We start from the raw sequence: 18,858 nt of genomic DNA on the forward strand, positions 1-18,858 counted from the left end.
AAAATACATGTTAAAGTTAAATATCAAAACTGAAACTTCGCGGCTTCGAGCGGTAGTTTTAGGATCTGCAGTGAGTAACGGCCCAACTCCGAAAGCAGCCGAAGCTTATGATCCCAAATCATTAGAACATATTTTAGCTGGAACCTATCCTATCGAAGCAGATATGGTTCAAGAAATGAATGCATTTGATGCAGTTTTAAAAAAATATGAAGTTGAAGTTTATAGGCCAGAATGTATTGAAAACTACAATCAAATTTTTACCAGAGATATCGGGTTTGTAATTGATGATGTTTTTGTAAAGTCGAATATTCTACCCGATCGCGAACGCGAATTAGACGCCATAAATTATATCATTGACCAAATGGATCCGCTAAAAGTAGTGCGTCCTCCCGAAGAAGTGCATATTGAGGGTGGTGATGTAATGCTTTGGAATGATTACATTTTTATCGGGACATACAAAGGAAGTGACTATGCAGATTATATTACTGCTCGCACCAATGGTTTAGGTGTTCAGTTTATTGAGGATTTGTTTCCTTATAAAAAAGTGAAAGATTTTGATTTAGTTAAATCAAAAATAGAAGCTAGAGATAATGCACTACATCTTGATTGCTGTTTTCAACCTGTTGGGAAAGACAAAGGGATTATCTACAAAAATGGTTTCAGAGAAGAAGCAGACTATGTTTTTTTGGTTGATCTTTTTGGAAAAGAAAATCTTTTTCACATCACAAGAGACGAAATGTACCACATGAATTCAAATATTTTTTCAATTGATGAAAAAGTAGTAGTTTCTGAACGTAATTTTACACGATTAAACAATTGGCTGCGTTCACATGATTTTATCGTTGAAGAAATTCCATATGCTGAAATTGCCAAACAAGAAGGACTATTACGTTGTTCAACTTTGCCTCTAATTAGAGAATAAATAATGGTTTCAATGTTCAATGTTTGTAAAAGAACATTTTGAACTGACGGACTTTAAAATAAGATATATGAAACAAACTACCAATTCCATAGTAATGATTCGTCCGGTGGCATTCCGAATGAACGAACAAACAGCTGTCAATAATTATTATCAAAAAGTAATCGATGGCTTGTTGCCAGCGACAGTTAATGCAAAAGCGCAACAAGAGTTTGATGCTTTTGTAGAAAAGTTACAAGCCGTAGGAATTGACGTTACTGTGGTCGAAGACACGCTGAGTCCTGATACACCAGATAGTATTTTTCCAAACAACTGGATTTCTTTCCATGAAAATGGTGATGTAGTTATGTATCCCATGTTTGCTGAAAATCGTCGTTTAGAACGCCGCGAAGATTTATTTGATGTGCTAGAAGATAAAGGATTCGTAATTCAAGAGGTCATGGATTACACATCAGCAGAAGAAGATGGCTTTTTCCTAGAAGGAACCGGAAGCATTGTATTAGATCGTACAAACGGAAAAGCATATTGTGCGCTTTCTCCGAGAGCTGATGAGGAATTGTTTATCGAGTTTTGCGAGGATTATGATTTTGCTCCTGTTATTTTTGAAGCCTATCAAACTGTTGGTGAAGAGCGTAAATTGATCTATCATACTAATGTTATGATGTGTATTGGTGAAACTTTTGCAGTCATTTGTGCTGATTGTATCGATGATAAGAAAGAGCGCAAAATGGTTTTAGACAATCTAAAAGAAAGTGGCAAAGATGTTATTTTGATTACAGAAGATCAAATGAATAATTTTGCAGGAAACATGTTAGAACTGCGTGGTACTTATGATAAACGTTTTGTGATCATGAGTGCTGCTGCGCACCAAGCCTTGACTGCAAAACAAATTGCTCAATTAGAAAAACATGCAGAAATTTTGAGTTCTAGTTTAGATACAATTGAAGCCTGTGGCGGAGGAAGTGCCCGATGTATGATGGCAGAGGTTTTTTTGCCAAAAGAGTAACTATATAAAATCATATAAAAAAAGGGATTGGCTGTTAAAAAAGCGAATCCCTTTTTTATTACACTAAGTTGCTTTTTATAATATTGATAATCGCACTAACGATATATTGAATTCCAATAGCGATTACAATAAAGCCAATAATTCTTGAAATAGCAACAATACCGGATGCTCCAAGAAAATTTGCTAAGTAATGCGCGCTGCGTAGAATTATAAAAATGACCACCGCAATCGCTAAAATTGCAAAGCAAGAGATTATAATTTCAAGTGTAGAATTGTGTTCTTGGTAAAAGGCAATTAGTAAGGAGATAGACCCAGGACCTGCAAGCATTGGAATAGCAAGCGGAGTTAAAGCAATATCATTTCGTTTTTGAGCTTCATTTTCTACTTTTTTGTTGATTCCTCGTTTTTTGGTGAATTTACCCGATAGTAACGAAAAGCCAGAACTAACAATGATAATTCCACCCGCAATTCGAAGTGCGTCAATGCTGATTCCAAAAAACAGTAAAACGTATTGACCAATAAAAAACGAGACAATTAGAATGATAAAAACGTTAATTGCAGTCCAAAGCGAAATTCTAGAACGCTCTTTTTTGGTATCGTTTTGTGTTAGTCCAACAAAAATTGGCACCGTTCCGATAGGGTTCAATACTGAAAATAGGGCAACAAATAAGTAGATGAATAGATCCATAATTTTGATTTTATAAAGTAAAAGTACTGTTTTTTTGTTTTTTAGTGTTAATGGAATGTTTTTAAATGCGTGGCAAACTTAAATTTAAAAGCAGACTGTCTACAGCCGCTTTTTGTGTACTTTTGTGGCTTATACCATTTGAAAATGACAAAAAATAAAAAAACATTAGTTCTAGGAGCGAGTACAAAACCAGATCGTTATGCTTTTAAAGCAGTAACAATGTTAACAGATAAAGGACATTCAGTATTAGCGGTAGGGCAAAATGCAGGCGAAGTAGCAGGAATAAAAATTCAAACTAAGGCAATTCCTTTAAAAAATATTGATACGGTAAGTTTATATTTAAATCCCGCTCGTCAAAGAGACTATTACAATTATATAGTTGAGGCGAAACCAAAACGAGTTATTTTTAATCCTGGAACTGAAAATCCAGAATTTTATCAGTTGCTAGAGTTAAACGGAATAAAAGTAGAAGTAGCTTGTACTTTGGTGCTATTGGCTACAAATCAATTTTAATGATTCGAAGCTCTATTTGTATAGTGTAAATTGCAAAGTATTTGCTATACGTTTATCGGCGCTAAGCGGATGCTGGAACTGTGATGCACATTAAAAGCAAACAAATTGCTATCTTTGTGGCTATGGAATTCTCTTCAAAATTAATAGAAAAAGCAGTTAATGAAATTTCACAATTGCCCGGTATTGGTAAGCGAACGGCACTGCGATTGGCTTTGCATTTGCTAAAACAACCCAAAGATCAAACCGTTTTTTTATCGCAGGCGTTGTTGTCTATGCGTGAGGATATTCAGTACTGTGAGAGTTGTCATAATATTTCAGATCAATCGGTTTGTGAAATTTGTTCCAATAGTAATCGAAATCATCAACTCATTTGTGTAGTCGAAGACATACGTGATGTTATGGCTATTGAAAATACAGGACAATTTAGAGGTATTTATCACGTTTTAGGAGGTAAAATATCTCCAATTGATGGGGTAGGGCCTAGTCAGTTGAATATTAGTTCGCTTGTAAATAAAGTAAAAGAAGGTTTGGTTAGCGAAATTATCTTTGCCTTAAGTTCAACAATGGAAGGGGATACAACTAATTTTTTTATCTACAAGCAAATAGCCGACTGTGATATCATTGTTTCAACAATTGCAAGAGGAATTTCAGTTGGAGATGAGTTGGAGTATGCAGATGAAGTTACCTTAGGACGGAGTATTTTATATCGTGTTCCTTTTGAAAAATCATTAAAAAATAATTAGATTCTTAATTACCTAAAAGACGCTTTTTATATTCTAATGAAAAGCTATATTTGTGTTAAAAAATAAAATATAATGAGCAAATCTGCCCTCTACTTGTTGTTTGTTGTTAGTATCATGTTTACTTCTTGTATATCGACCCAAGATTTAATTTACTTACAGCAAAAAGACAAAACAACCCCTGCATCACAAATTACTGCCGTAGAGGGAAAACCTTATCGCTTGCAAGTAAATGATGTTATTCGGTTAAGTATAAAAACTATCGATCCCAAATTAGCTACAATCTTTAGTACTACAGCTGATGGATCAGCGGCAAGTCAATCCGAGGCTGGATTGTATTTTGATGGTTTTACCGTAGATGATCATGGCAATATTCGTATTCCTGTTTTAGGAGAGATGAATGTAATTGGTTATACGCTCGAGGAAATTAGAGTACGCATTGAAAAACAATTGTTAGCAGAATATTTTAATAAAGAAGCCAATTTATTTGTTTCAGTGAAGTTGGCTGGACTCCGCTTTACCATTAATGGCGAAATTGGTGGTCCTGGTACAAAAACTATTTTTCAGGAGCAGGTTAATATCATGGAGGCTATCGCCAATGCAGGTGATATTACCATAACAGGTGACAGGAAAGCGGTAACGGTTATTCGTAAAACGCCTACAGGTGTTCAAATAGGCGATATAGATCTTACGAATATCAATGTCATGAATTCGCCTTATTATTACTTACAACCCAATGATTATATTTATATCAAGCCGTTGAAACAAAAAACTTGGGGAACCGGGAAAACAGGTATTGAGTCGTTAGGAACTATAATTACCCTACTCTCATTGGCTACCACTACTTTCTTATTACTTAAAAATTAATACCACAACAACAGCATGCTAGATATAAAGGATTTTGCGATTTTTGAAAATCAAGTTAGTTTTGATTTCAAAGGTTTTCTAATAAAAATTGGAAGTTATTGGAAGTGGTTTTTAATCAGTTTGCTAATTACTTTTACTGTTGCCCATCAAGTAAATATTCGAAAAGAAAAAATTTACGGGATGGAAACCATTATTTCAATTAAAGAAGAAAATAATCCTTTATTCACCTCTAACACTAGTTTAACTTTCATGTGGGGTGGAACATCAGATCAAGTTCAAACTATTGCTACGACTTTACAGTCTCGATCTCATAATGAACTTGTAGTTGATAAATTGCAATTTTACATAAGTTACTTAACGCAAGGCGAATACAATTTAATAGATGCTTACGGTGCAACGCCTTTTTATGTAAATATTGATAAGTCAAAAGGTCAATTGGCTGGACCCAATATTGCTATAAAATTTATTTCTGAAAGTGTTTACGAAATTCGCATTCCTTTTGAAGGTACTAACGCTTCAATGATTACTTATGCAAATAACACCTACAGCAGCACGGCCGTGCAAGCAGGAGAATTTGTTAAGCGATACAAAGTAGGCCAACAAGTCAATTTACCATTTTTAAATTGGAAGTTAGAAATCAAAGAAAATCCTGGTCTGTATGTAGGCAATGAATATTTTGTGCGATTTAATGATTTTGACGGAACCGTTTCTGGCTACAAAGGAATCAATGTACAGTCTAACGAAAGAAGCAGTTCAATCATTACATTGAGTATGCAAGGAACTAATAAGGCTCGAATGGTAGAGTATCTCAATGCTACTGTCAAAATGTTGATTAGTAGGCAGCTTGACGATAAAAATCGTTTTGCCACCAATACGATCGCTTTTATTGATAGTACTTTGATAGCAATGGAAGCACAGCTCAAAGAAACTGGAAATGAACTCAAATCGTTCCGAAAAGGCAAAAACATGTTTGATGTGGAAGATGGCGGTGCCAAGTTTTCGGAAAAAATTTCAGAGTTTGATCTAAAAAGAGATGAAGTAAACCGAAAGCTAGCGTATTACAACTCTTTAAAATCGTATCTAAAAAGTAGTGTTAATTACGCCAAACTTCCAGCGCCTTCAGTAGCAGGTATTGATGATCCCAACATTGTGGCAAATGTCTCTCGATTAATTGCATTATCTACCCAACGATCAGAAATGGCTTACGCTGTTAAAAGTGAAAAGATTTTTCAGGATTTTGACAATCAAATGGAGGCCATAAAAAATGTTTTGCTAGAAAATATTGCTACTGCAAAATCAGCGCTGCAATATGATTTATCTATTGTTAATAGCCAAATAAGTGAGACAGAAAGTACAATAAAAGCACTTCCTGAAGATCAGCAAGAACTCATAAAAATCAAAAGAAAATATGACTTAAGCGACAATATCTACAATACTTTTTTACAAAAAAGAAGTGAAGCTGATATCGTTAAAGCAGCTAATTTATCTGATGTGCATTTTATTGATCCCGCTAAGGATATAGGTGGAGGATTAATTGGTCCTAAAACTTCGGTGAATTATGTTCTAGCACTCTTTTTAGGATTATTGATTCCGTTGATATTTGTATTCATTATTTTCTTTATCAATAATTCGGTTCAAAACAGTGAAGATATTAGTAAGTTGACCAAAATTCCATTAATCGGAATCATTGGTGTTAATAGAGATATAAGCAATTTAGCGGTATTTGATAGGCCTAAATCAGCTTTATCCGAGTCGTTTAGAGCGATCCGTTCTTCTTTGCAGTTTTTATACAAGCAACAAAATCTCAATGGAGCCAAAACCTTGATGATTACCTCTTCAGTCAGTGGAGAAGGAAAAACGTTTTGTTCGATAAATATTGCTACTGTATTTGCGCTAAGCGAGAAAAAAACGGTTGTTATTGGTTTGGATTTACGAAAGCCAAAACTGGCAAGTGAATTTAATTTAACTAACGAAGTAGGTGTGGTAAACTACTTAATTGGTCAAAAAACCATTCCCGAAATAATTAATAAAACACATATTCCTTACCTTGATGTGATTTTGTCAGGTCCAGTACCACCTAACCCAAGTGAGATGATTATGAGTCAGGGTATGAAAGATTTAATTGAATCATTAAAAAAAGAGTACGACTACATTGTACTTGATACACCTCCTGTTGGATTGGTTTCGGATGCTTTAGAGTTGGCACAATTTTGTGATGTTACTTTATATATCGTTCGTCAAAATTATACCAAAAAAGAAATGATCTCATTGCTGAATAACCGAGTAAAACGCGGTGAGTTGACAAATGCTAGTATTGTTCTCAACGGTCTCGAAAACAAAGCAAAATATGGTACGGGTTATGGTTATGGCTACGGTTACGGCTATGGCAACTATGGCAATGGATATTATGAAGAGGAGAAAAAGAAAAGTGTTTACCAAAAGGTAGCTCAAAGAATATTGAAAAAAGGCAAAAAATAAATCCGCTAATTATGAATCAGCAACAACAAGAAAGCATACTGATCACTGGCGGTGCAGGATTTATAGGATCCAACCTTTGTGAGTATTTTTTGCGCAAGGATTACAAGGTGGGTTGTTTAGATAATTTTGCAACAGGACACAGGCATAATTTAGTAGCCTGTTTAGATAATCCTAATTTCACTTTATTAGAAGGAGATATTCGAAACCCTGCAGATTGTAATGCTGCAGTTCAAGGAGTAAATTATGTATTGCATCAAGCAGCTTTTGGATCGGTACCAAGATCAATTAACGATCCTGTGACAACTAATGAGGTAAATGTTAGTGGCTTTTTAAACATGCTGGTTGCCGCGCGTGATGCAAAAGTAAAACGTTTTGTTTATGCAGCTAGTTCTTCTACTTATGGAGATTCGACTGCTTTACCAAAAGTTGAAGAAGCGATTGGACAGCCTTTATCGCCGTACGCAATTACAAAATATGTGAATGAATTGTACGCCACTATTTTTAGTCGTACTTATGGTTTAGAAACCATCGGATTACGATATTTTAATGTTTTTGGACGAAAACAAGATCCTAATGGTGCTTATGCGGCCGTTATTCCAAAATTCGTGCAGCAGTTAATCCGACACGAGAGCCCGATAATTAATGGTGATGGAACATATTCTCGGGATTTTACCTATATCGATAATGTAATTCAAATGAATGAACTGGCCATGCTTAGCCAAAATCCTGAAGCTATCAACACGGTTTATAATACTGCTTTTGGTGATCGCAATACGTTAAATGATTTGGTAGAATATTTAAAAAGATATTTAAGTACTTACGATCCCGAAATAGCCAATGTACAAATACAGTACGGTCCTGAAAGATTGGGTGATATTCCACATTCATTAGCAAGTATTGATAAAGCGAAAGAGTTCCTTGGTTATAACCCTCAATTTAATTTAGAAAAAGGCTTAAAAGAAGCAGTAGATTGGTATTGGAAAAATCTGCAAAAATCTGCAAAAATAAAATAGTTATTCAAGTAATCCCATCAAAAGAAAGATTCGAGTAAATGAGGGATTTAAATGTTACAAAATAAAGAAAATGAAAGTTACTAAAATATGTTGTATTGGAGCTGGATACGTAGGAGGGCCTACTATGGCAGTTATAGCCCAAAAATGTCCCCACATTCAGGTTACGGTTGTTGATTTAAATCAGGAGCGCATTGCTGCCTGGAATGATCCCGATACTAAAAACATACCAATTTATGAGCCTGGATTAGATGCAATTGTTGCCGAGGCAAGAGGTAGAAATTTATTTTTTTCTACTGATGTTGATAAAGCTATCGAAGAGGCGCAACTGATTTTTATTTCTGTAAATACGCCAACCAAAACCTACGGAAAAGGCAAAGGTATGGCAGCCGATTTGAAATATATTGAGCTTTGCGCCAGACAAATAGCTAGGGTAGCAAAGGATAATAAAATAGTGGTTGAAAAATCAACACTACCAGTTCGCACTGCCGAAGCTATTAAGAGCATTTTAGACCACACAGGAAATGGTGTTCAGTTTCAGATTTTATCTAATCCTGAGTTTTTGGCAGAGGGTACTGCAGTTCAAGATTTATTGCAACCAGATCGTATTTTGATTGGTGGCGACACCACTTCTGAGGGGCAAAAAGCTATTGATGCGCTAGTAGAAGTGTATGCAAATTGGGTTCCTACAGAGCAAATTCTTACAACAAATGTGTGGTCATCAGAACTTTCGAAACTTACAGCGAATGCTTTTTTAGCACAACGTATTTCTTCTGTTAATGCCATGTCTGAACTCTGTGAAAAAACAGGTGCTTCCATTAATGAAGTAGCAAAGGCTATTGGTATGGATAGTCGAATTGGTCCAAAATTCTTGAAAGCTTCAGTTGGTTTTGGAGGATCTTGTTTTCAAAAAGACATTCTTAATTTGGTGTACATTGCCAAGTCGTATGGTTTACACGAAGTGGCAGACTATTGGGAACAAGTGATTATCATGAACGATCATCAAAAAAGACGCTTTTCAAGCCGAATTGTTCAAACCTTGTATAATACGGTTTCAGATAAAAAAATTGCATTTTTAGGTTGGGCTTTCAAAAAAGATACAAATGACACGAGAGAATCAGCTGCAATTTACGTGGCAGACGATTTGATTAATGAGCATGCGCAAATCGCAGTTTTTGATCCAAAAGTATCAGCTATAAAGGTTTTAAACGATTTGAATTATTTAGAAACTAGAACTGCAGATCAAAATGCAGCCTATGTGAATTCATTTGAAAATCCTTATGAAGCGTGTAAAAATGCACATGCTATTGCAGTTTTAACGGAGTGGGATGAGTTTATTCACTACGATTGGCAACAAATTTATGATAACATGCAAAAACCGGCTTTTATCTTTGATGGTAGAAATTTACTAGACGAAGAGCAATTGCGTACTATTGGTTTTGTTTATCAATCGATTGGTTCATAAGTAAAAAGCTAACTAGCCGCACAAAGCTTCATTGGCATAAATTATATTTACACATGAATTGGTATGTAGTATATACAAAACCGAAAGGAGAAAAGAAAGTATCTTTGCAATTGCAAAATAGAGATATAAATTGCTATTGCCCGGTTGTTGTTCAGAGTAGGCAATGGTCTGACCGAAAAAAGAAGGTAGAAATTCCTCTTTTTAATTCGTACGTTTTCGTACAATTGTCAGAAGAAAATCGTCACTTGGTGTTTGATGTGCCTGGCGTGGTAAGATATTTATTTTGGTTGGGCAAGCCAGCGATTGTTCGAAACGAGGAAATAGAAACGATCCAAAATTGGTTACAAGTTGCAAAAGACAATGAAGTAACGCTGACACAGCATCAGATTGGAGATTGTATTCAAGTGCCAACAGGGCCATTTACGGCGCAAAGCGCGGTGGTTCAAGACATTAAAAACACACACTATGTTTTAGTGCTCGAAGGTATGGGGTGTGTTTTAAAAATGAAAATTCACAATCAATAATGCTCTAGCGTCAGAAGGAGTTTTAGCAAAAATCAAGTTAAATGTGGTCCTTAAAAAGTCCTATTCAAAACATAAGAATTAAGAAGAAATGAAGAAAATTTTAATAACAGGAGGAGCTGGTTTTATTGGGTCGCATGTGGTGCGCTTGTTCGTTAACCAATATCCTCAATATGATATTTATAATTTAGATGCTTTGACCTATGCCGGAAATTTAGAAAATTTGTCTGATATTGAAAAATCACCGAATTACAATTTTGTAAAAGGAGATATTGCCGATGAAACTTTTGTAAACTCTTTGTTCGAGGAACATCAATTTGATGGAGTGATACATCTAGCTGCTGAATCGCATGTAGATCGTTCTATTACAGATCCGCTTTCTTTTGTAAAAACGAATGTCTTTGGTACTGTTCACTTATTAAACGCTGCTCGTAAGCAATGGGCGAATAACCAAGAAGGCAAGCGTTTTTATCACATCAGTACCGATGAGGTATACGGATCATTAGGAGCAGAAGGATTGTTTACTGAAAGTACAGCCTACGATCCAAACTCACCTTATAGTGCCAGTAAAGCAAGTTCAGACCATTTTGTTCGTGCCTATGGCGAAACCTATCAATTGCCTTATGTGTTAACCAATTGTTCTAATAACTACGGCCCGAATCATTTTCCTGAAAAGTTGATTCCGTTGTTTATTAATAACATCATTAATAACAAACCTTTACCTGTTTATGGTGATGGTAATTATACCCGTGATTGGTTATTTGTGGTGGATCACGCCCGAGCAATTGATCTTGTTTTTCACCAAGGTAAAAATCACGAAACATACAATATAGGTGGTTTTAATGAGTGGAAAAATATTGATTTAGTACGCTTGTTGTGTACCATTATGGATCGAAAATTAGGCAGAGCAGAAGGTACTTCTGAAGGCTTGATTACTTATGTAAAAGACAGACCAGGACATGATTTACGCTATGCAATTGATGCTTCCAAAATTAATAAAGAATTAGGTTGGGAGCCGTCAGTGACTTTTGAACAAGGTTTAGAGCAAACGGTAAATTGGTACTTAGAAAATGAACAGTGGTTGCAAAGTGTCACTTCGGGTGATTATGCTTCTTATTACGAAAAACAATACAAATAGATAAGTAGTTCTTTTTAAATATCCTAGAAGGGTTGGTTTTTTTAAGGTTTGAAAACTTTAAAAAAATCAACCCTTTTTAGTTTTTGTTGAAGAAGTATATGAGTTGTATTTTTTTTAAAGTGAAGTCTTTTTTTACTATCAAATATCAATAAGTCTATCTTTAAATGGGCTATTCTAGCTATATTTGCTCTCTGAAACAAACAATTCTTATTCCTTTCAATGGGAGTAAGGATTGCGAAGCGGTGCTCTTTTGTGAACTAGACAGGGTCGAAACAGTAGTAATTGTATTGATAAACAGCTTGTTTAGTTCTTTTGTTAAGAAGTATGCAATTTGGTTTTTTAATTACGGTGACTGTTTGTAAAAATATCCCATAGATAATCAAGCTGCTGTTTTAGAAACAATATAGCGACACATTTCATCAAAAGTATTTTACTTTTTTACAAATACAATTAAATAGCATGGGTTCACCAATAAAAATTGCAGTAATAGGATTGGGTTACGTAGGCTTACCGCTCGCCAGACTATTTGCTACAAAATACAGTGTGGTTGGTTTTGATATTAATCAAAGTCGAGTAGATGCGTTGCAATCAGGTATTGATACTACTTTAGAAGTTTCGAACAGTGCGCTTCAAGAAGTATTGTTGACAAATGCGTCAGATCAAGTGGGATTGTATTGTACCACAGATGATTCCTTTTTGGAAGCTTGTAATTATTATGTGATTACTGTACCAACACCAGTAGATAAAAATAACAGACCCGATTTACGACCTTTATACGCCTCGAGCGCAACGGTTGGTAAAATGCTCAAAAAAGGAGATATTGTAGTATATGAATCTACAGTTTTTCCGGGAGCTACTGAGGAGGAGTGTGTACCAGTTTTAGAAAAACATTCAGGATTGAAATTTAATGTCGATTTTTTTGTGGGGTATTCACCTGAACGCATTAATCCCGGAGACAAAGAGCATACAGTTGATAAGATCCTTAAAATTACTTCGGGATCCACGCCAGAAATTGGTCTCAAGGTAGATGCTTTGTACAAAAGTGTCATTACCGCAGGAACGCATCTGGCTCCAACTATTAAAGTAGCCGAAGCGGCCAAAGTGATAGAAAACTCTCAACGAGACATCAATATTGCTTTTGTAAATGAGCTGGCTAAAATTTTTAATTTAATGCAAATTGATACGCAGGCCGTGTTAGAGGCAGCGGGAACAAAGTGGAATTTTTTACCCTTTAAACCAGGCTTAGTCGGAGGTCACTGTATTGGTGTTGATCCGTATTACTTAGCTCAAAGAGCACAAGAATTTGGTTATCATCCTGAAATTATTTTAGCGGGTCGTAGACTTAACGATAGTATGGGCGATTACGTAGCCTCACAAATTGTTAAATTGATGATTAAGAAAGAAATAACAGTTCATGGCTCCCAATTATTGCTATTAGGTATTACCTTTAAAGAAAACTGTCCCGATGTACGTAATACTAAAATTGTAGATGTTGTCAAGGCTCTTGCTGATTATGGCATTGCAATCACCATTTATGATCCGCTAGCAGATCCAATCGAAGTGCAACACGAATACCAGCTAACAACTACTAGAACACTGCCTGACAATAAATTTGATGCCGTTGTTTTGGGAGTAGCACATCGCGAATTTATTCCTATTGAGTATGCACAGCTGCAAAAAGAAAACAGCGTGTTGTATGATGTGAAAGGTGTTTTAGGCACTGCAGCTGACGGAAAATTATAAAACAATTCGTTTTTGTTAAAAGCGATTATACAAATAATAGTTACATAACTATGGAAAATAAATCAACTGTCACACATGTGATTTTAACTGGAGGAGTAGGAAGCAGGTTATGGCCTTTATCCCGAAAAAGCCAGCCCAAACAATATTTAGAGTTATTTGAAGGCAAGTCGTTATTCGAAATGACGGTCGAGCGCAACCGCAATTTAGCAAATCAAATTATGGTGGTTGGTAATATAGATAACTGCCATCTAAGTAAAAATGTTTTAGATAAAGTAGGAACTTCTTATATTGATATTGTAGAGGCTACACCACGAAATACTGCAGCAGCAATTGCTTTTGCTGCTTTTGCATCAGACCCAGAGGCTATTTTAATTGTGACACCTTCGGATCATATTATAGCAAACTCTGAAGCCTATGAAGCAGCCATTACTGAAGCAGTTGAAAAAGCTTCTAATGGACACATCGTAACCTTCGGAATCTTACCTACCAAGCCAGAAACGGGTTATGGGTATATTGAGCGAAAAGGAGATACAGTACTTTCTTTTCGAGAAAAACCGAATCAAGTGACGGCACGCGAGTTTATTGCACGTGGCAATTTTCTCTGGAACAGCGGTATGTTTTGTTTTAAAGCGAGTGTTTTTTTAGCAGAATTACAGGCTTTCACCCCTGAGGTTTATGAAAAATCAAAAATAGCATGGGAGGCTAATAAAGCTGGTCAACTTGACTTAGAACTTTCTTTGGAAATTCCTTCTATCAGTATCGATTATGCGGTGATGGAACGCAGTAAAAAAATCAAAGTGGTAACATCTGAGTTTTTATGGTCTGATTTAGGTTCGTTTGAATCGGTTTATGACTATTTGCACAGTAACGGTCATCCTGTAGATGCTAATGGGAATATGGTTATTGGAACTACTAATTTTACCGCTTTTGTAGGTTTAAAAAATACTATTTTTGTACATACTGATTCGGCTAATTTAATCCTTCAAAAGGATTGTTCGCAGGATGTGAAAAATATTTACAACGCGTTGGAACGTGAAAACCCAGCACTTTTGCAGTAATGGAAAAAAATAGCAAAATTTATATTGCTGGTCACAAAGGAATGGTGGGAAGTGCTATTTGGCGCGCTTTAACAGTTGAAGGCTATACCAATTTAATAGGCGCTGCAAGTGCTGATTTAGATTTGCGTGATCAAATTGCAGTTCAAACATTTTTTTCGGAAGAACAACCCGAAATCGTAATTGATGCAGCGGCTCGCGTAGGTGGAATTTTAGCCAATATGACCGCGCCTTATGAGTTTTTAATGCAGAATCTTCAAATTCAAAATAATTTAATTGACACTGCCTTGCGTTCTAATGTGAGTCAGTTTGTTTTTTTAGGGAGTTCTTGTATCTATCCAAAAATGGCGACACAACCCTTGAAAGAAGAATACTTACTTACCGATTCTCTTGAGCCAACTAACGAATGGTATGCGATTGCAAAAATAGCAGGAGTAAAAGCCTGTGAAGCCATTCAGAAACAATACGGCAAAGCTTTTTTTAGTTTGATGCCAACAAATTTGTATGGGAGTTATGATAATTTCGATTTGAATAGCTCACATGTATTACCTGCGATGATTCGTAAATTTCACGAAGCCAAAATCAATAACAGTCCATCGGTGGGATTGTGGGGAAGTGGTACGCCTTTGCGTGAATTTTTATATGTAGACGATTTGGCTGCTGCTGTTGTTTTTGCATTAGAAAACAACATGACCGAATCATTTTATAATGTAGGGACTGGTACGGATCTTTCTATTAAAGATTTGGCGGAAACCATTAAAAGAATTGTTGGTTATACGGGAACTATTACCTGGGATGCTAGCAAACCAGATGGTACGCCTAGAAAATTGATGGACGTATCGAAAATGAATGAAATGGGATGGAAAGCGCATGTTGACCTCGAAACAGGTATTCAAAAAACATACGAATGGTATCTTAACAATCAGGAAACCGTTCAACAAAGAAATAATTAGAAACCTTTACGAAAGGGTAGACACAATAAAATCTGCTAAAAAATAGCAATAATGAAAGTAGCATTAGTCACAGGTATTACAGGTCAAGATGGCGCATATCTAGCCGAACTTTTATTAGATAAGGGATACATGGTTCACGGTATCAAGCGCAGAGCTTCGTCGTTTAACACTACGCGAATCGATCATTTGTATCAAGATCCACACGAAAAAAACCAGCGCTTTAAATTGCATTATGGTGATTTGACTGATTCTATGAATCTTACGCGAATCATTCAAGAAACGCAACCTGATGAGATTTATAATTTGGGTGCCATGAGTCATGTAAAAGTGAGTTTCGACATCCCAGAATATACTGCTAATGCGGATGGAATAGGAACACTACGAATTTTAGAAGCGGTACGTTTATTGGGCTTAGAGAAAAAAACCCGAATTTATCAAGCTAGTACTTCTGAATTGTACGGATTGGTACAAGCGGTACCACAATCTGAGACGACACCTTTTTACCCACGTTCGCCTTATGCGGTTGCTAAAATATATGCCTATTGGATTACTGTAAATTACAGAGAGGCTTACGGAATGTTTGCTTGTAATGGTATTTTATTCAATCACGAATCACCTTTGCGTGGCGAGACTTTCGTTACCCGTAAAATTACACGCGCCGTGGCACAAATTGCTTTAGGTCAGCAAGACATTTTATACATGGGTAATTTAGACGCGCAGCGCGATTGGGGTCATGCGAAAGATTATGTAGAGGCCATGTGGCGCATTTTGCAACAAGAAAAACCAGAAGATTTTGTGATCGCTACCGGAATTACAACCAAGGTGCGCGACTTTGTACAAATGGCTTTTGCTGAGGTAGGTTATCACCTGCGTTTTGAAGGCGAAGGAGTTGACGAGATTGGGGTTGTAGCTGCAATTGATGCCGACCGTTTGCAAGCAATTCAAACAAAAAACCAAAATAAATTAGTAATAGGAACAGTCGTGGTGCGTGTAGATCCCACTTATTTTAGACCAACCGAAGTTGATTTACTTTTGGGCGACCCCACAAAAGCACAACAACAATTAGGATGGAAACCTAAATATACACTTGCCAGTTTGGTTCAAGAAATGGTGGCTGCTGATGTGCTTTTGTTTCAACAAGAGTTGCAGCTGAACGTTAGTCGTGCTGACACAGCCTTCGATTAATCCTGACTATTTACTAATAATTGAAAAAAACATTTTAGTTGTTTTCGAATTACATAAAATAATAATAATTTAAATGTCCTTAAAAAAACAAGCGTTATCTGGCGTATTTTGGAGTTCGTTGCAGTTGTTTGGCACGCAAGGAATTGGTCTTGTGGTTTCGATTATTTTGGCTCGTTTATTACTTCCTGCTGAATTCGGTTTAATAGCAATGCTAGGTATTTTTATGGGCTTAGCTGCTACACTAATTAATAGCGGTCTAACAACTTCATTAATTCGTTCTGAAAATTTAGATGAAGAAGATTATTCGACAGTGTTCTATTTTAATTTGGTCGTAAGTGGTTTGTTATATGTTCTTTTTATACTGGTAGCTCCTTTTATCGCTGATTTTTACAACCAACCCGTACTTACGGCTGTGGTTCGTGTGTACAGCGTAACGTTTGTTATCAATGCCTTTTCAGCCATACAAATTACTCGGTTGAATAAAAACATGGACTTTAAAACCCAACTAAAAGTTTCAATACCTTCACTAATATTGGGTTGTTCAATTGGTATTGCAATGGCTTATTACGGTTACGGAGTTTGGAGTTTGGTCTGGAGCGCAATTATTCAGGCGTTAGCCTCCACAGTGCAATTATGGTATTTTGCAAAATGGAAACCATTATGGGGTTTTAACAAAGAAAAATTTCACTATCATTTTCACTACGGAATCAAGTTAATGTTTTCGGGTATTTTAGACATCCTTTTTGTCAATGCGTATACCATTATTATTGGAAAATTTTTTGCACCAGCACAGGTTGGTTTTTACAATCGTGCCGAGAGTTTACAAATGTTTCCAGTAAGTGCCATTAATTCAATTATTGGCAAAGTAACTTTTCCGTTGTTTGCTACGATTCAAAATGATGATGTTCGTTTAAAAATGGTTTACAAAAAAATCATGCAAATGGTTTTGTTTTTAGTAACACCAACGCTGGTTTTAATGGCAGTTTTAGCAGAGCCTCTTTTTCGATTTTTACTTACTGAAAAGTGGTTGCCAGCCGTTCCGTATTTTCAAATTCTCTGTTTTAATGGCATTTTATACCCAATACATTCCTATAATCTTCAAATATTGAACGTTAAAGGCCGAAGCGATTTGTTTTTAAAATTAGAAATTGTCAAGAAAATTTTAACTGTAGTCATTATATTAATTTCATTTCAGTTTGGCATTTATGGTTTACTTTACGGCAGTGTTGTGGGATCGGTGTTGTGTTTCTTTATCAATACCCATTACAGCGGCCGTTTTTTAAAGTATAGCGCTTGGGAGCAAACCAAAGATATTTTACCTATTATTGCAGTAAGTGTTTTAGCCGGAGCCGTTACGCTTGCAGCAGATTTGTTCCTAAATAATTATTATTTTATCGATTTTTTTAGACTAGTTTTTGGTAGTATTTTAGGAGTCTTGGTTTTTACAGCCGCAGCTTTTTTGTTTAAGCTCGGTTCATTATTTGAATTAATTACAATTGCAAAAAGAAAATGATAAACGTTACAAAAACATTTTTTCCGCCTTTAGAAGATTACAATAAGCAACTAGAACGTGTGTGGAAAAATCAGTGGTTGACTAATCGAGGTGAACTGCTGCAGGAGCTAGAGATAAAACTGAAAGCAAAACTAGACGTGTCGAATATCATTATCATGAATAATGGTACTATTCCCATTCAAATTGCATTACAAGTCTTAGGGCAACAAGGCGAAATTATTACCACCCCGTTTAGTTATGTAGCCACTACATCAGCAATCCTTTGGGAACATTGCACGCCAGTTTTTGTAGACATTCATCCGGAGTATTTAACAATTGACGAAACCAAAATTGAGGCGGCGATAACAGCAAAAACGACTGCTATTTTAGCAACACACGTTTTTGGAAATCCTTGCGCAATTGAGGCAATTGAAGTAATTGCAGCCAAACACAACCTAAAAGTTATTTACGATGCTGCCCATGCCTTTGGGGTAACCTACAATGGGCAATCTATTTTTGAGTACGGTGATGTAAGTACCTGTAGTTTTCACGCGACTAAGTTGTTTCATACCGGTGAGGGTGGCGCAGTGTTTTGTAAAGATGCTGACTTGAATCACAAACTTTTTTACAGTCATAATTTTGGTCACAATGGTCCTTTAGAATTTTTCGGACTAGGAATAAACGGTAAAATATCTGAACTGCAAGCGGCCATGGGATTGAGCGTTTTGCCGTACATGGAGCGTATTGTTGCCAGCAGAAAACAAGTAGTAGAATGGTATGCAGCGCAACTTGATTTCACCAAACTAACTCCATTAAAAATTAGAAATAATACCGAGTGGAATTACAGTTACTATCCAGTTATTTTTGAGAGCGAAGCACGATTGCTCGAAGTTCAAAAAGCATTGAATGACAAACAAATTTTTCCGAGAAGGTATTTTTATCCTTCTTTAAACACAATACCGTACGTGAACGGTGAACCAATGCCAGTATCTGAAAGTATTGCTTCACGCGTTCTATGTTTACCCCTGTACGAAGGATTGGAAGAAGAAGATGTCGTGAAAATAATAACCACAATCAACAATTAG

The 18,858-nt window shown here is 36.0% G+C and carries 17 protein-coding genes; 16 read left to right on the forward strand and 1 reads right to left on the reverse strand.

Annotation, left to right across the window (positions count from 1 at the left end; genetic code table 11):
- Positions 1 to 7: 7 nt before the first annotated feature.
- Together G9Q29_RS13160 and ctlX are read left to right on the forward strand one after the other, a co-directional pair.
- A complete protein-coding gene (locus tag G9Q29_RS13160) occupies positions 8 to 922 on the forward strand; it encodes a dimethylarginine dimethylaminohydrolase family protein (RefSeq protein ID WP_166138206.1) in 915 nt (304 codons plus the stop codon).
- A gap of 67 nt (positions 923 to 989) precedes the next feature.
- The gene (gene ctlX, locus G9Q29_RS13165; protein WP_166138209.1) at positions 990 to 1,925 is read left to right on the forward strand and encodes a citrulline utilization hydrolase CtlX; all 936 of its coding nucleotides are present in this window, start codon (positions 990 to 992) and stop codon (positions 1,923 to 1,925) included.
- A 58-nt stretch (positions 1,926 to 1,983) separates the two neighbouring features.
- Here the strand turns inward: ctlX and G9Q29_RS13170 are convergent, their stop codons facing one another.
- Complete coding sequence (locus G9Q29_RS13170; RefSeq protein ID WP_166138212.1) at positions 1,984 to 2,613, reverse strand: MarC family NAAT transporter; 630 nt, start codon at positions 2,611 to 2,613, stop codon at positions 1,984 to 1,986.
- A gap of 144 nt (positions 2,614 to 2,757) precedes the next feature.
- Here G9Q29_RS13170 and G9Q29_RS13175 point away from each other — a divergent pair, with 144 nt between their 5' ends.
- The 14 genes from G9Q29_RS13175 to G9Q29_RS13240 all read left to right on the forward strand — a co-directional run bounded on the left by G9Q29_RS13175 (position 2,758) and on the right by G9Q29_RS13240 (position 18,858).
- A complete protein-coding gene (locus G9Q29_RS13175) occupies positions 2,758 to 3,126 on the forward strand; it encodes a CoA-binding protein (protein WP_166138215.1) in 369 nt (122 codons plus the stop codon).
- Between the two features lie 122 nt (positions 3,127 to 3,248).
- A complete protein-coding gene (recR, locus tag G9Q29_RS13180) occupies positions 3,249 to 3,869 on the forward strand; it encodes a recombination mediator RecR (RefSeq protein ID WP_166138321.1) in 621 nt (206 codons plus the stop codon).
- 72 nt (positions 3,870 to 3,941) lie between these two features.
- Positions 3,942 to 4,733: a polysaccharide biosynthesis/export family protein gene (locus G9Q29_RS13185; RefSeq protein ID WP_166138218.1), complete on the forward strand. Its 792-nt coding sequence runs from the start codon at positions 3,942 to 3,944 to the stop codon at positions 4,731 to 4,733.
- A 15-nt stretch (positions 4,734 to 4,748) separates the two neighbouring features.
- Entirely contained in the window at positions 4,749 to 7,211 is a 2,463-nt protein-coding gene (locus G9Q29_RS13190; RefSeq protein WP_166138221.1) for a polysaccharide biosynthesis tyrosine autokinase, read from the forward strand.
- Positions 7,212 to 7,222: 11 nt separating this feature from the next.
- Positions 7,223 to 8,224, forward strand: a complete 1,002-nt coding sequence (locus tag G9Q29_RS13195; RefSeq protein ID WP_166138224.1) for an SDR family oxidoreductase — start codon at positions 7,223 to 7,225, stop codon at positions 8,222 to 8,224.
- A gap of 70 nt (positions 8,225 to 8,294) precedes the next feature.
- On the forward strand, positions 8,295 to 9,686 hold the full coding sequence (locus G9Q29_RS13200) for a UDP-glucose 6-dehydrogenase (RefSeq protein ID WP_166138227.1): 1,392 nt from the start codon (positions 8,295 to 8,297) through the stop codon (positions 9,684 to 9,686).
- Positions 9,687 to 9,739: 53 nt separating this feature from the next.
- The gene (locus G9Q29_RS13205; protein WP_166138229.1) at positions 9,740 to 10,210 is read left to right on the forward strand and encodes a UpxY family transcription antiterminator; all 471 of its coding nucleotides are present in this window, start codon (positions 9,740 to 9,742) and stop codon (positions 10,208 to 10,210) included.
- Between the two features lie 88 nt (positions 10,211 to 10,298).
- Complete coding sequence (gene rfbB, locus G9Q29_RS13210; RefSeq protein ID WP_166138232.1) at positions 10,299 to 11,345, forward strand: dTDP-glucose 4,6-dehydratase; 1,047 nt, start codon at positions 10,299 to 10,301, stop codon at positions 11,343 to 11,345.
- Between the two features lie 459 nt (positions 11,346 to 11,804).
- Positions 11,805 to 13,088 carry a nucleotide sugar dehydrogenase gene (locus G9Q29_RS13215; protein WP_166138235.1) on the forward strand — a complete coding sequence of 428 codons (1,284 nt, stop codon included), beginning with the start codon at positions 11,805 to 11,807 and terminating at the stop codon, positions 13,086 to 13,088.
- 50 nt (positions 13,089 to 13,138) lie between these two features.
- A complete protein-coding gene (locus tag G9Q29_RS13220) occupies positions 13,139 to 14,146 on the forward strand; it encodes a mannose-1-phosphate guanylyltransferase (protein ID WP_166138238.1) in 1,008 nt (335 codons plus the stop codon).
- Complete coding sequence (locus G9Q29_RS13225; RefSeq protein ID WP_166138241.1) at positions 14,146 to 15,096, forward strand: GDP-L-fucose synthase family protein; 951 nt, start codon at positions 14,146 to 14,148, stop codon at positions 15,094 to 15,096. The genes G9Q29_RS13220 and G9Q29_RS13225 overlap by 1 nt, the downstream gene beginning before the upstream one ends.
- A 51-nt stretch (positions 15,097 to 15,147) precedes the next feature.
- Positions 15,148 to 16,281 (forward strand): GDP-mannose 4,6-dehydratase, encoded by a 1,134-nt coding sequence (gmd, locus tag G9Q29_RS13230; RefSeq protein ID WP_166138243.1) that lies wholly within the window; start codon positions 15,148 to 15,150, stop codon positions 16,279 to 16,281.
- Between the two features lie 73 nt (positions 16,282 to 16,354).
- Positions 16,355 to 17,794, forward strand: coding sequence for a lipopolysaccharide biosynthesis protein (locus tag G9Q29_RS13235; RefSeq protein ID WP_166138246.1), 1,440 nt, complete (start codon positions 16,355 to 16,357; stop codon positions 17,792 to 17,794).
- Positions 17,791 to 18,858 carry a DegT/DnrJ/EryC1/StrS family aminotransferase gene (locus tag G9Q29_RS13240; protein WP_166138249.1) on the forward strand — a complete coding sequence of 356 codons (1,068 nt, stop codon included), beginning with the start codon at positions 17,791 to 17,793 and terminating at the stop codon, positions 18,856 to 18,858. The genes G9Q29_RS13235 and G9Q29_RS13240 overlap by 4 nt, the downstream gene beginning before the upstream one ends.

This window comes from Flavobacterium turcicum (assembly GCF_011365745.1).
Taxonomy (GTDB): domain Bacteria; phylum Bacteroidota; class Bacteroidia; order Flavobacteriales; family Flavobacteriaceae; genus Flavobacterium; species Flavobacterium turcicum.